Source organism: Actinacidiphila glaucinigra (assembly GCF_900188405.1).
GTDB classification, from domain to species: Bacteria; Actinomycetota; Actinomycetes; order Streptomycetales; family Streptomycetaceae; genus Actinacidiphila; species Actinacidiphila glaucinigra.
This window is the reverse complement of the sequence record NZ_FZOF01000053.1, coordinates 16,373-28,730: the sequence shown is the minus strand read 5'-3', so window position 1 is coordinate 28,730 and position 12,358 is coordinate 16,373. Positions and strand designations below refer to the sequence as shown.

General features: G+C 70.3%; 14 protein-coding genes, 1 tRNA gene and 1 pseudogene. 9 read left to right on the top strand and 7 right to left on the bottom strand.

The genetic code is table 11. The features are described 5' to 3' along the window. From CHF15_RS42565 to CHF15_RS42555, 4 genes and pseudogenes are all read left to right on the top strand, one after another. Positions 1-485, top strand: a pseudogene (locus tag CHF15_RS42565) (ABC transporter ATP-binding protein); the annotation flags it as partial. Then, positions 482-1,486 (top strand): ABC transporter, encoded by a 1,005-nt coding sequence (locus CHF15_RS42560; protein ID WP_089229324.1) that lies wholly within the window; start codon positions 482-484, stop codon positions 1,484-1,486. The pseudogene CHF15_RS42565 and the gene CHF15_RS42560, both read left to right, overlap by 4 nt. Positions 1,487-2,100: 614 nt before the next feature. Continuing rightward, positions 2,101-2,274, top strand: a complete 174-nt coding sequence (locus CHF15_RS45370; RefSeq protein ID WP_179280243.1) for a hypothetical protein — start codon at positions 2,101-2,103, stop codon at positions 2,272-2,274. A 44-nt stretch (positions 2,275-2,318) separates the two neighbouring features. Beyond that, a complete protein-coding gene (locus CHF15_RS42555; RefSeq protein ID WP_089229323.1) occupies positions 2,319-3,293 on the top strand; it encodes a hypothetical protein in 975 nt (324 codons plus the stop codon). A 126-nt stretch (positions 3,294-3,419) separates the two neighbouring features. Here CHF15_RS42555 and CHF15_RS42550 read toward each other — a convergent pair whose 3' ends face one another. Then, the gene (locus CHF15_RS42550; RefSeq protein ID WP_089229322.1) at positions 3,420-3,962 is read right to left on the bottom strand and encodes a GNAT family N-acetyltransferase; all 543 of its coding nucleotides are present in this window, start codon (positions 3,960-3,962) and stop codon (positions 3,420-3,422) included. 214 nt (positions 3,963-4,176) lie between these two features. Between CHF15_RS42550 and CHF15_RS42545 the strand changes: the two genes are divergently transcribed. Further along, entirely contained in the window at positions 4,177-5,403 is a 1,227-nt protein-coding gene (locus CHF15_RS42545) for an FG-GAP-like repeat-containing protein (RefSeq protein ID WP_089229321.1), read from the top strand. 77 nt (positions 5,404-5,480) lie between these two features. Here the strand turns inward: CHF15_RS42545 and CHF15_RS42540 are convergent, their stop codons facing one another. Further along, positions 5,481-5,978, bottom strand: coding sequence for a DUF6841 family protein (locus CHF15_RS42540; RefSeq protein WP_089229320.1), 498 nt, complete (start codon positions 5,976-5,978; stop codon positions 5,481-5,483). Between the two features lie 253 nt (positions 5,979-6,231). On the opposite strand from CHF15_RS42540, the gene CHF15_RS42535 reads away from it, so the two are divergent. Further along, positions 6,232-6,417, top strand: a complete 186-nt coding sequence (locus tag CHF15_RS42535) for a hypothetical protein (protein ID WP_089229319.1) — start codon at positions 6,232-6,234, stop codon at positions 6,415-6,417. A 205-nt stretch (positions 6,418-6,622) separates the two neighbouring features. On the opposite strand, the gene CHF15_RS45365 is transcribed toward CHF15_RS42535, so the two are convergent. Further along, positions 6,623-6,766, bottom strand: a complete 144-nt coding sequence (locus tag CHF15_RS45365) for a hypothetical protein (protein WP_179280242.1) — start codon at positions 6,764-6,766, stop codon at positions 6,623-6,625. A gap of 71 nt (positions 6,767-6,837) precedes the next feature. Between CHF15_RS45365 and CHF15_RS42530 the strand changes: the two genes are divergently transcribed. Continuing rightward, on the top strand, positions 6,838-7,539 hold the full coding sequence (locus tag CHF15_RS42530) for a hypothetical protein (RefSeq protein WP_245939354.1): 702 nt from the start codon (positions 6,838-6,840) through the stop codon (positions 7,537-7,539). Here the strand turns inward: CHF15_RS42530 and CHF15_RS42525 are convergent. Together CHF15_RS42525 and CHF15_RS42520 are read right to left on the bottom strand one after the other, a co-directional pair. After that, positions 7,517-8,008, bottom strand: coding sequence for a DUF4265 domain-containing protein (locus CHF15_RS42525; RefSeq protein ID WP_179280241.1), 492 nt, complete (start codon positions 8,006-8,008; stop codon positions 7,517-7,519). The genes CHF15_RS42530 and CHF15_RS42525 overlap by 23 nt on opposite strands. 365 nt (positions 8,009-8,373) lie before the next feature. Continuing rightward, positions 8,374-8,447, bottom strand: a tRNA-Gly gene (locus tag CHF15_RS42520). A 501-nt stretch (positions 8,448-8,948) separates the two neighbouring features. Between CHF15_RS42520 and dcd the strand changes: the two genes are divergently transcribed. After that, entirely contained in the window at positions 8,949-9,524 is a 576-nt protein-coding gene (gene dcd, locus CHF15_RS42515; RefSeq protein WP_089229317.1) for a dCTP deaminase, read from the top strand. A 4-nt stretch (positions 9,525-9,528) separates the two neighbouring features. Beyond that, complete coding sequence (locus CHF15_RS42510) at positions 9,529-10,029, top strand: phosphoribosyltransferase (protein ID WP_089229316.1); 501 nt, start codon at positions 9,529-9,531, stop codon at positions 10,027-10,029. A 78-nt stretch (positions 10,030-10,107) separates the two neighbouring features. Here the strand turns inward: CHF15_RS42510 and CHF15_RS42505 are convergent, their stop codons facing one another. Beyond that, a complete protein-coding gene (locus CHF15_RS42505; protein ID WP_089229315.1) occupies positions 10,108-11,046 on the bottom strand; it encodes a calcium-binding protein in 939 nt (312 codons plus the stop codon). 349 nt (positions 11,047-11,395) lie between these two features. After that, positions 11,396-12,256: a YIP1 family protein gene (locus tag CHF15_RS42500; RefSeq protein WP_375816514.1), complete on the bottom strand. Its 861-nt coding sequence runs from the start codon at positions 12,254-12,256 to the stop codon at positions 11,396-11,398. Positions 12,257-12,358: the final 102 nt, after the last annotated feature.

The following is a 12,358-nucleotide window of genomic DNA, read 5'->3' as shown; positions in this document are numbered from 1 at the left end:
TGCTGCTGCTCGACGAGCCGATGTCCGACCTGGACCCGCTGGTGCGCCACGAGATGATGAGCACCCTGATGGCCGAGGCCGCCGAGCACGGCACCACGGTGCTGATGTCCTCGCACATGCTCAGCGAGCTGGAGAGCGTCTGCGACTTCCTGCTGGTCATCTCCACCGGCGGCCTGCGCATGGCCGGGGACGTGGACGAGATCCGCAGCGCCCATGTGCTGCTGCAGGGCGCCACCGACGGCGAGAGCGCGGGGATCCCCGCGGAACTGGCCCGGCACACCGTCGTGGAGTACCGCACCAGCGGACGCCAGGCCACCGCCCTGATCCGGCCGGACGGCCCGGTGAGCGGCCAGTGGCAGTCCCACACCCCGCAGTTGGAGGAACTGTTGCTCGCCTATCTGCGCTCGCCCGAGGCGCCACCGCTGATCAGTCCCGTGGCCCAGATACCGGGCCGCTCGTACGGCCCGCGGGGGGCGGCGGCATGAGCAGCGCGACCACGACCCCGCCCGCGCCCCCGGCCACCGAGCGCGGCCCCCGCCGCCCCCGTCTGAGCGGCATGACCTGGCTCATCTGGCGCCAGCACCGCGCCGCTTTCTGGACCATGCTGGCCCTGACGGCCCTCGCCGTGGCGTGGATGCTCTACCAGCGCGCCGGCCTGCTCGACCACCTCACCGCAAAGGGCTGGCCCCACTCCTCGTCCGACAAGTGGATGGAGGACATCACCCCGCACAGTGCCGCGCTCGCGAAGGCCGCCCTCGGGCTCGGTTTCGTCCCCGTCCTCCTCGGGGTCTTCCTCGGCGCCCCGCTGCTCGCCGGTGACCTGGAGAGCGGCACCGCCAAGCTCGTCACCTCCCAGGCCGCGAGCCCCGCCCGCTGGCTCGCCGCCAAGATCGGCATCTGCGCCCTGGTGGTCGTGGTCTGCACCGCCGCCGTCTCGTTCACCTTCGGCCGGTGGTGGGCGCCGGTCAGCAGGCAGAACACCGTCCTGGACTGGACCTCCAGCGGGTTCGACAACACCGGGCCCGTGCCCGTCGCGCTCGCGCTCTTCACCGTCCTGGGCGGCGTCGCGATCGGCATGGTCCTGCGCCGCACCCTGCTCTCGATGGTCGTGACCTTCTTCTTCGCGGTCGCCGTCCAGTTGGCCTGGGGCCAGTACCGGCTCGACCTGGGCCACGTCGTGAGAATCACCACCGACTCGGGCGTCGACGGCGGCGCCCCGAGCCTCCCCACCGCCGCCTTCGAGATCGACCAGTCGTTCGTCACGTCGTCCGGGGAGACCCTCGGCTGGAGCACCTGCGTGCGCGCCGGCTCGGAGAAGGCCGTCGAGGCCTGCCGGGAGCAGAAGGGCATCGTGGGCTGGGCGGTGGACTACCTCCCCATCTCCCAGATGAGCGGCATGCAGTGGTTCGGGGCCTCGATCCTGTTCGCCCTGGCCGCCGCCGTCACGGCCTTCGTCTTCCTCTGGGGCCGCAAGCGCGTCGTCTGACGCGACGGCACCGGGCCGGACGGCACGACCCCGGGCGGCGCTCCGAGCGCCACCCGGGGCCGTGCCGTCGGCGTCACCGGCGGCATGTGGGCCTGCCGGCCCAGTGGTCCGCGGGCGGTGACGTGATGCGCCCCCGGGGCCCAGGTCGGAGGCGTATCCCACCTGCGCGGTCGCGTCGTCCTCCGCCGTCAAGCGCGGGTCGTCGTCGACCTCGGAGGCGAGCCGGCCGGCGGTCGCCATGTGCTGCGCCCGCGAAAGCGCGGGCAGCACGGCCCACGCCAACTGGCGGGGTCCCGGCGCTCCGGTAGCGCCTCGGTCTCCTGGCTCACGCCGGCGTCGTGCCTGTCGACCGGCAGCCGATGGAGGGCCGGGACGGCCGCTGGGTCGACCGGGGTCCCACCGGCTCGGGCGCATGCGGAACGTGGCTTCCCCGTGGCTTCAACTCCTGCCGGGTGAACTTCAGTTGAACGGTTGCCCAGTGGTGACAGAGTGACCATGCTCCGGTGATGGTTCAACTGCGAACATGTGTGCAGCGCCACTCGCCGAGACCGACAACGGACTCGCGGACGAGCGGCGCCTGATCATCAGTTCACCGTTCCTGGGGGGGAACCATCATGTCCGTGACACGTGCCGCTCTGGCCACCACCGCCACCGCCACCGTCGCCATCGCCCTGCTCACGCCGGCCGCCGCGTACGCGACGCCCGTCGACAGCCCGCTGAAGCTGACGCTCAGCGACATCAGCCACAACGAGGTCGCCCGCGGCCGAACGTCCAGACGCTCACCCTGACCGTCACCAACCCGTCCGACAGCGCGCAGGAGTACACGCGCCTGGTGTTCGGCATCCCCAGTGGGCCGAGCCCCATCCTGGGAAGCCAGATCCTCTTCAAGGCGGCTCCGCTCACCGCTCCCGCCACGGACGTGACGTCCTCCCAGGAGGACGAGTCGGCGCTGATCAAGTTCTTCCCGCACGGCGGCAAGGCCGTCGACGACTTCTCCGTGCCGGCGAAGGGCAGCATCAGCTGGAAGATCACCTTCGGCTTCGGCCAGGGCTACCCGCTCAACGACGACGGCATCAGGCTCGCCTTCGACAAGGGCAGGGGCTCCGAGACCGTCGACTTCGACGTGCCGCCCGCGCAGGCCGACGGCAAGGTCACCGGGGTGTTCGGCAGCAAGGCCACCGTCGCGCCCGGAAAGCCCGGCCGGACCTCGTACGAGATCGACAACGGCGCCGGCGGCAAGTTCGACGTCCCGCTGCGGACGCTGGTCTCCGTGGTGGACCCGGTACCCGGACTCGGCGTGGAGGTCCTCAGCAACGGGCACTGGGTGGAGGCACGGACTGCCGGAAGCCGGCAATGGACCCTTCCCGAGATCCCCAAGGGCTTCTCGCAGGGCCAGAAGTACCGCTACGACCTGCGGTTCACCGTCCCGTCGGCCCCGGGCACGGGCAAGGCCCGCGACGTCGGGGTGCGGATCCTGACCAACCTGGCCGAGGGCAACACGACGCCCATCGTGGACACGGAGGGCACTCTCCACTACGACCCGCGCCAGGCGGCCGTCGGCACCCCGAGCCCGTCGACCACCGCAACGGCCTCCGCGACAGCCACGCCGTCCCCGACCGTCACCACCCCGAGCGCCAACACCACGGCCGCGAACACCCCGGCCGCCAACGCCGCCGGCACCGGTCAGCTGGCGGAGACCGGCTCCGGCGACACGGGCCTGCTCGCCGCCGCCCTGGGCGCGCTTCTCGCCGGCGCGGGCGCGATCACGGCCGCCGTCGCCCGCCGCCGCCGCAACACCGCGGCCTGAACCGCGGACCCGTTCCCGGACCAAGCCCCCGCCGTACAAGCAGGGCCCCGCGGTGCCCGGTGAGGCTTCCACGCCTTCCGATTTGCCAAGGGGCCCTGCCCCGTGCGCGGACTGTCGAGTACGAGCTCAAGCCGACGGCGCGTCCGGGGACCGCATGCCGAACCACTGCTCGGCGCCGTACTCCTCGAACCGCTCCACCTCGGTGAACCCCAGCTTCTCCGCGAGGCGTACCGAGCGGCTGTTGGCGGTCTGGGTGCAGAGCACCACCGGCTCGCCGGGAAACACGCCGGCGAACCAGCCGAGTGCCGCCGCGCAGGCCTCGGCGGCGTAGCCGTACCCCCAGGCGTCCGGGAGGAAGAGGTAGCCGAGTTCAGCGGTACCCGGCAGGACGTGACCCGGACGCTCTGCGTCGCGCCGGTCGAGCGTGACCGTGCCGATCAACGCCCCGTCGAGATCGACCACGAAGAGGCCGGGGCGCCGCCCGGGCACCTCGGGCACCGTGCGCTCGAGCTCGTCACGCGGCCGGGCACCACCGATGTAGGCGCCCACCTCCGGCGAGGCCAACAGCTCGATCACCGCCGCACGGTCCCGGGCCTCGGGCACACGGAGCACGAGCCGTTCCGTCCCGATCGGGGCAGGCGGCCAGGCGACAGGTCCGAGCTCGCTCATGGCGGGCAGCCTATCCGGGCCTCTTCGCGCTCGGCCTCGGCGACAACGCGGCGGCACCGTCGGGAAGCCACGAGCGCGGGCGCCGCACCATTCGACAGAGCCGTCGTCTCGTCGACTGGCTGCCGGGGGGCCGGGGGGCCGGGGGGACGGTCAGGCCACGCCGACCGGGAGCAGCGGGATAGGGTGCCGGGCAACCGGGAGGGGAACACAGGACATGCAGAAACGTTTCATGCGGGGGGTGGCGACGCTGTCCGGCCTGATGGCCGCCGGCACCGTCCTTGCCACCATGAACGCGGTTCCGGCGGCCGCCAAGGACGTGTACGGCTGCACGGTGGGGTACTGGTGCGGTTGGTCGGGCGAAGCGGGCAACGGCAAGCGGTACATGACGAACAAGAACGTCGCGGACCTGGGTGCGTGGAGCAACAAGATCCACTCGCACGTCAACCGCACCAAGCTGATCGCCTGCACCTACGACGCCAAGAACTACGTGCCGTGGGACGGCTACGGCGCAGAGGGCCCCGCCAGCTCCTCTCTGGCGTGGAGTTCGGACAACCCCGCGACGACCAGCTCGATCAAGTTCGTCCGCACCGAGCGCGAGTGCATCCAACCCGCCTATCCGTCCTGGGTCGCCGAGACCACTCCCAAAGCCCTTGGCTTCGGTGACATGAACGGTGACCTCAAGGCCGACATCATCGCCCGCGACAAGGTCGGACGGCTCTGGTTCACCTCGGGCAACGGCGCCGGCCGGCTCATCGGTTCCGGCGGCTGGAACGGCATGAACGCCCTCACCCGGCACGGCGACTTCAGCCGCGACGGTCGAGAGGACCTCATCGCCCGCGAGGCATCCACCGGCAAGCTCTGGCTCTACCCGGGCACGGGCACCGGCTCCCTCGGCACCCGCAGGCTGATCGGTTCGAGCGGCTGGAACGGCATGCGCACCATCACCGCCTTCGGCGACCTCACCGGTGACGGACGCTCCGACCTGATCGCGGTCCAGAAGTCCACGGGCAAGCTGTACCTGTACCCGGGCACCTCCACCGGCAAGCTCGGCGCGCGCAAGCTCATCGGCTCCGGTGGCTGGAACGCGATGAACGCGCTGGTCGGCATGGGCGACATGAACGGCGACGGCCGCCCCGACCTCTACGCCCGCGAGGCCGCCACAGGCAAGCTGTGGCTCTACCCGGGCCGCTCCGGCGCCCTCGGCAAGCGCGTCCTGGCCGGCACCGGCGGCTGGAACGCCATGGCCGGCCTCATCGCCCCCGGCGACTTCTCCGGCGACGGTCGCGCCGACCTCGCCGCCGTGACCAACGACAAGTACAAGATCGGCGGCTACGCGGGCAACCCCGGCTGGCTGATCACCTACCGCGGCCGCGGCAACGGCCTCCTGCTCGGCGGGCAGCGGACCGACGGCGAGTGGTGGGGCCTCAACGGCTTCTGCTGAGCCCGCCTGCGCGAGACGGGCACGGGGTGCGGCCTCCTCATGCGACGACGTCGCATGAGGAGGCCGCACCCCGTGGATCAGGGGTTCACGGTGACGAAGGCGTCCGCGATGCGGTCGGCGCCGGTCGGATGGGCGGCGATGGCGATGACGCGCCAGGCACCTGAGCCGTCACGACGGACCTCGAAGTGGACCGCGAGGCGCTCGATCTCGGTGTTGTCGGCGGTTCGGCGCGACCAGATCACCTCGATCCCGGCGGAGTGCGAGCTGTAGGCGGTCACTCGGCTGTCGGGGACCTCGGTATGGGTGTAGCCCGCGGCCTTCAACGGCTCCTGCTGCGCGGCAAGGTAGGCCAGCACCGAGTCCGGGTCGGTGCACCAGCCGTGCACGGCGCGGGCCGGGTCGGGGTCGTCCACCGAAACGCTGAGCGGAGGGACCCAGTAGTCCAGAACGGGCCCGGGACCGGCGGACGGGTCCGCCGCCGCGGCGGTCCAGGCGTAGAGGTACTGGTGGAAGAACCAGTCGCGGGCCCCCTCGGCCGCACGCGCCACGTCGTCCCTGTACTGCTCGAGGTCCACTTCGTTCCTCGCCTTCCTCACGCCGCGGGCACGAGCGGGGCCGCGATCCCGGGAATGTCCACGGCGCCATCCTGACAAGACGTCAGCCGACGGAAGCCCGACCCGCCGGGGCCCCCTCCGGGTGGATCGTCCGCGGTCGCCCTTGCCTGATGGCCGTGAGGGGCCCGGCGTCGACGGCGTCCACCGTTCGAGCCGGCACCCTGCGGATGTCGCCTTTAGGAAGGGCGCGATACCGTACGGCCGGAGGTGCCCCATGAGTATCGACAACTGGGACAGCGATGGCGAGTACGAGGCCGCCGTCGAGCAGGGCAACCGCATCGCGCGGAGCGGAATGGCGGTGACCGCCGGTGTGGGGTGCCTCTTGGTCGCCGCCGTGACCGTGGGAATCCTGCTGGTGTTCGCCTTCATGATCGGAGGCTTCGTCGTCGCACGCTACTAGGGCCGTGTGCGGAGGCTCCGGGCGGGCGCAGGCATGAGGCGGCGGACGGCGGAGCGTGAGTGATGCGGGATGCCTTGATGAGGTGGGGATACCTGTGAGGACGCGGTCGCAAAGCCGACATCGTCCCACGGCACGGTCACTCATGCCGCGACGCGGCTGACCCGTTTCCGAGCTCTCAGCCGTCCCTCGTGGTGCCTGCGCCGGCTCAGTCTTCCGCTGCGACGAGAAGCGTCATCCGCCGGGTTGCACGGCCGATGAGGACGAATTCGTGGAAGTGCTCGTGCATCCGCACACAGTCGTGGATGGCCTCGTCCCCGAGGCCGGGCAGGTAGTAGATGTGGTCGGCCACTCTCTTTGGCCGCCTGGGTACAGTGGCCCGAGCCCCTGCCATGAGGGCCGGAGGGGGAAACGGGGCCGCGGATGGCTATGCACAAGGCTGCCAGGACTGTGTGGTGGGAGAGCCTGCCGACTGGCATCCGCAATCAGATCGACGGCTATGTCCTTCAGGACTCCTTCCTCAGCGCGGTGAAGGCCGTCGTTGACGTCGGCCTCGTCACCCATGGCATAGGGGTTGGTACCGCTCAGCTGCTTGTCAGCGACCGCTACCTCCACTACGGGGAGCGGATCGCCCGCACCCCGGAAAGCCCTCTCGACCCAGAGTCCTTGGCCTACCGTGCTGCGGGGTGCCCCGGCCGGATCGTCGCGATCGAGGCGATCTGGGACGGCGACACGGTCCACGACTGGTTCGTGGTCCTGCTGGCGATCACAGCTGGCCCCAGGGAGGAGCACGTGATGGCCACCGTCTACCGCTCCACGGCCGAACGGTATCTGGCGAGGACGGAGCATCCGGCCGACGGCACCCGTCGGCGGCAGTCGCCGAGAGGGCCGGCAGAACCCTGGCTGCCCACCTGTCGGTTCCCTTCCACTTCACCAGCCCCGACACTCCTGACGACGAGGCCCCTCGCTGGCAGCCCGAGTGACGAGAAGCGTGCGCCGGGCCTCCGGCTGAGGTCAGAGCAACGCTCCCGCTTTCTGACCTGTGCCGACGTCGTGGTTGGCTGTCAACGCCGGCCCGCCTCGGACGGCCCAGTCCCGCCTACTACGCCGGCTGCCACCAGTTGAGTGGTTCTCCGTCAGCACCGAATACGTTGCTGAATCCCCATTCGAGCTCCCCGCTCACTGAGGCGGACCAAGCGTCCATCACTGCTTCGACGGCAGGGAATCCGGCAGAAGCGGGCACCGTCACCACGATGAACCGGCGATCGGCAGGAGCCTCGACCAGGCCGTTCAACGGCGCAAATCCCTTGGTCAGGGCTTCCAAGGAGCCAGCGTCGAAGGCCGGCTCGCCAAAGGCTTGGATGCAAAGGTTCGGGCCTCGCCGCTCAACCTGGAACAGTCCCTCGCCATCGATCTTCAGCAGGTCACCAGCTGCGCAGCCTTCGACCAACCCCGGACTGCCCGCGAGTTCGAACAGCCCCGGACCGACAGCCCTGGCCGGAAGGGTCTCCAACACAGGTTTGCCGGAACCTGTTCCGCCCACTTGAAGGGAGACGTGGCAGCGGCCGATGTGGTCTGGGCTTTCGACGTTCATGCGGGCATGCTGGCATACCCCTGCCGAGGTCGGCGTAGCCCCGATCTTCGAGGCTCGCCCCATGGCGGCTGTGTCAAGCCGTGCAGCCGACCGCCCCAGCCACAGCGGGTTGCCTGGGGGCGCCGGGAAGGGTCTGCGGCCGAAAAAGGCCCGTCGCCACGGTCGGCCAGGTCGACGCTCCCGCTCGGGCACCCGGCCCGCGCCGGCGGTAAATGCTTTACCTCGCCGCCTACGGTCTGGATCGCCTGGTCCGCGAGCGGTGTGCGGCAGCAGACGACACGGCATCTGGCACGGATCTGGCACGAGACGCTTGACCCGGTCCGGACAACAAAGAAGCCCCGGGCTGCTCGCCTGGGGCTTTCTGCTGGAGCGGGTGACGAGAATCGAACTCGCGCTCTGAGCTTGGGAAGCTCATGTTCTACCATTAAACTACACCCGCGTAAGACGCCTGTTGAGGCTTCTGACCTCGCACACTGTACCCCATGTCAGGCCCCGGGCGCATGCCGCCCGGGGCCTTCGTGTTGCTTCGGAAAGGTGTGCGCCGGGAGGTGCGGGGGGCGTACGGTGAGGGGGACCCGAGGTGCCCTAGTGGGCGGAGTGCCGCGTGAGGCAGGGGTGGGTTCATCCCCTAATGTGGCTTTCGTCGTTGAGGTACCGGGGAGAAGGGGAGCGATGGATCGCACCGTCGTTCGTTGTGCCGAAGGGCACGTTTTCAGCACCGCTACGTTCCCGATGCAGAACCTGGGCGCCGGAAGAATCGGCCCCGGGCGGTTGATCAGGTGTCCACGGTGTGCGCGGCTGCGCAGTGCCGTCCCTGTGGCGGCTGACATCGGGAAGTAGCCCGCGGAGGTCCGGACGCGCAGGTCGGACGTGACGCGGGGGCCCCGGGCCGGGTCGGCTCGATTCGGCCCGGAGCCCTGTCCCCGCGTAACCTGCTTGCGTGCTTCTCTCTGACAAGGACATCCGGACCGAGATCGACAACGGACGGGTCAGGATCGACCCGTACGAGCCGTCGATGGTGCAGCCGTCGAGCATCGACGTCCGGCTGGACCGCTTCTTCCGGGTGTTCGAGAACCACCGGTACCCGCACATCGACCCGGCCGTCGAGCAGCCGGACCTGACGCGGCTGGTGGAGCCAGAGGAGAACGACGCGTTCATCCTCCACCCCGGGGAGTTCGTGCTGGCCTCGACGTACGAGGTGATCTCCCTTCCGGACGACATCGCCTCGCGTCTGGAGGGCAAGTCGAGCCTCGGCCGGCTGGGGCTGCTGACGCACTCGACCGCGGGCTTCATCGACCCCGGTTTCTCCGGCCACGTGACGCTTGAGCTGTCGAACGTCGCCACGCTGCCGATCAAGCTCTGGCCGGGCATGAAGATCGGGCAGTTGTGCCTGTTCCGCCTGACCTCGGCGGCGGAGTTCCCGTACGGCTCGGACAAGTACGGCTCGCGGTACCAGGGGCAGCGGGGGCCGACGCCGTCGCGCTCCTACCTCAACTTCCACCGGACGCAGGTCTGAGCGCATGGCCGGGCCGGCGCGGGAGAACCTGACGTACGAGGCCTTCGGGCAGGCGGTGCGGGACCTGGCGCGGACGATCGCCGACGACGGATTCGCACCGGACATTGTGCTCTCGATCGCCCGCGGCGGGGTGTTCGTGGCGGGCGGTCTGGCGTACGCGCTGGACTGCAAGAACATCCACCTGGTGAACGTGGAGTTCTACACCGGGGTCGGGACGACGCTGGACATGCCGGTGATGCTGGCCCCGGTGCCGAACGTGATCGACTTCTCGGACAAGAAGGTCCTGATCGCGGACGACGTCGCCGACACGGGCAAGACGCTCAAGCTCGTCCGGGACTTCTGCGCGGAACACGTCGCCGAGGTGCGCAGCGCGGTGATCTACGAGAAGGCGCAGTCGCTCGTGAAGTGCGAGTACGTCTGGAAGCGCACCGACGAGTGGATCAACTTCCCCTGGAGCGTCGACGGTCCCGTCGTCCGCCGCGAGGGTCAGGTCTTCGACGCCTGACCGGCGGAGGCAAGGGCCATGGTCATCGGTAACCGGACCTGACGCGGTGGCCCTCGCATCCCCGGGTCGGGAACCCCGTCACATCGGACAGCCGGGCCCGGTGGCGGGGTTGGTGCAGGTGTTGTTGCCGGATCCGCCGTCATTGGTGTTGGAGCCGGTGCCGCCGTCGAGGTTGTCGTCGGCTTCGCCGCCGAAGAGGTCGTCGTCGCCGGCCTCGCCCTTGAGGCTGTCGTTGCCCGGGTTGCCGAAAAGCGCGTCGTTGCCGTCGCCGCCGAAGACGCGGTCGTTGCCGTTGCCGCCGAAGAGGTGGTCATTGCCGCTACCGTTCGGGCCGTTGTGGCCGTCGCCGGCGCCGTGGATCCCCGCCTGGCCGACGCCGCCTTGCAGGGTGTCGTCGCCGTCACCGCCGTAGAGGCTGTCGTCTCCGGCGCCGCCGTCGAGGTCGTCGATACCGGCGCTGCCGTTGAGGGCGTCATCGCCGTCGCCGCCGTTGAGGTCGTCGCTGTTGGCGCCGCCGTAGAGGCTGTCGTCGCCCGCCTCGCCGTTGACGGTGTCGTTGCCGTCGCCACCGGAGAGAGCGTCGTTGCCCCTTCCGCCGTTGAGCGTGTCGTTGCCCACGCCGCCGTCCAGGCTGTCGCGGCCGTCGCCGCCGAAGACGATGTCGCTTCCGGTATTGCCGGAGAGGAAGTCGTTGCCGCCGTCACCGCAGATGAGGTCGTTGCCGCCGAGGCCGTCGACGCGGTCGTTCCCGCGCAGGACAACGATCACATCGTTGCCCGCAGTGCCCATGATGTGGTCGTCGCGGTTCGTCCCGACGATCGTTGCGGGCACGCCCGCACAGGTCGGGGTGCCTGATATGGGGGTCTGCGGATAGGCGGCGGGGACGACAGCGGACGGCCGGCCGGCGGTGGTGAAGAATCCCGCGGTCGCCAAGGCGAGCATGGGCAGCAGCAGACCGCGGGCCCGGCCGGCCCTCGCACGCTGCTTGTGGCGACGAACGAACAGCTCAGGTTCCATCGACGTGCACCCTCCGCAACAGAAGAATCACTCAACTCGTACAGCAGGCCACATGCCGGTCCTTCCCGCCTCCCCATCAGCGCGGCCGGCCCGTCCCACCTGCCCATTTCACGGGTCAGGCCCGGTCGCACCCCGGCGAGAACCACTCCGACGGCCGTCCCCCGCTCAGGCCGCTCCACCGGGCCTCGGCATGCGGATACGCCGCGGACCGGCCGACCTCGTCAAGCAGAGGACCGCTGGGGCGTCCTGAGAGGCGCCGTCACCGCATGGGTAAGGGGCGCCACTCCAGGAGTGGCGCCCCTTACGTGTGTTCCGTGTCGCGCGCGCCGGAGGGGCGCGGCGGGCGGCCTCAGATCACCGGCAGCTTGAAGAGCACCAGCAGCGCGATCAGCTGGATCGACGCCGCACCCAGGGCCTTGGGCCACGGCAGGTCGTGGGACTTGGAGACCATGGAGGTCAGCAGGGCGGCGCAGCCGATCCAGGTGGCCCAGCCGAGGAACTGGACGAAGCTGTTGGCGCTGCCCAGGAAGACGGCGAAGGCCAGCCGCGGGGCGTCCGTCAGCGAGGTGATGAGCATCGCCAGGCCGACGGTGGGTGCCCAGGCGCCGTCGCCGCCGAGCTGGCGGGCGAGGGTGTTGGTGACGGCGCCGAGCACCAGGCCGCAGAGGATGACGGCGATGGCCGTGCAGATCACCCACGGGACGCTGTTGGAGAGCGTGGCGTCGAGCACGTCCTCCCGGGCGCTGTCGAAGCCGAAGACGGCGAGCAGCCCGTAGAGGAAGGTGACGATGAGGGCGGGGCCCCACACCTGGTAGTCGCGCATCTGCCAGAAGGTGGCGGACGGGCGCATGACGATCCCGCTCAGCAGCGGCTTCCAGCGGAGCCGGGGGCCGGCCGGGGGCGCCGTGGTGTGGCCCGCGCGGTAGGTGGACACCTGGTCCGGTTGCGGGGACTGCGGTTCGTAGGGGTCGTAGGCCTCGTCGGGCGCGTCGCCGATGGAGAAGGCGCGGGTGTGCCCGGGGTTGTTGTCGTACGTCGGCGTCGACGCCGCGGAGCCGAAGTACTCGGGCTCACCCTCGGCGGCCGGCGCGAAGCCGTGGTGGGGCTGCTGCCCGCCCGGCGAGGTGTTCTGCTGCGGGTTGCCGCCGTACTGCTGATGCGGGTGCTGCACGTCCCCGTCCCGTCCGCGTCCGTTCCTGAATCCAGCCACGCTTCGAACGTACCCGGTCCCGGGGACGGAGGACGGTGCCCCCCGCCCCCGGAGGGGCTTTGCTGCCAAGCTGTGACAGATTCCACGTCCGCGCGGACGCGG

Excerpts from the sequence above, each read along its gene's own strand:
- CHF15_RS45370 (WP_179280243.1), top strand. The coding sequence starts at position 2,101 with ATGTCCGTGACACGTGCCGCTCTGGCCACCACCGCCACCGCCACCGTC.
- CHF15_RS42525 (WP_179280241.1), bottom strand. The coding sequence starts at position 8,008 with ATGAACGTCGAAAGCCCAGACCACATCGGCCGCTGCCACGTCTCCCTT.
- CHF15_RS42505 (WP_089229315.1), bottom strand. The coding sequence starts at position 11,046 with ATGGAACCTGAGCTGTTCGTTCGTCGCCACAAGCAGCGTGCGAGGGCC.
- CHF15_RS42535 (WP_089229319.1), top strand. The coding sequence starts at position 6,232 with ATGAGTATCGACAACTGGGACAGCGATGGCGAGTACGAGGCCGCCGTC.
- CHF15_RS42545 (WP_089229321.1), top strand. The coding sequence starts at position 4,177 with ATGCAGAAACGTTTCATGCGGGGGGTGGCGACGCTGTCCGGCCTGATG.
- CHF15_RS42530 (WP_245939354.1), top strand. The coding sequence starts at position 6,838 with ATGGCTATGCACAAGGCTGCCAGGACTGTGTGGTGGGAGAGCCTGCCG.
- CHF15_RS42510 (WP_089229316.1), top strand. The coding sequence starts at position 9,529 with ATGGCCGGGCCGGCGCGGGAGAACCTGACGTACGAGGCCTTCGGGCAG.
- CHF15_RS42550 (WP_089229322.1), bottom strand. The coding sequence starts at position 3,962 with ATGAGCGAGCTCGGACCTGTCGCCTGGCCGCCTGCCCCGATCGGGACG.
- CHF15_RS42560 (WP_089229324.1), top strand. The coding sequence starts at position 482 with ATGAGCAGCGCGACCACGACCCCGCCCGCGCCCCCGGCCACCGAGCGC.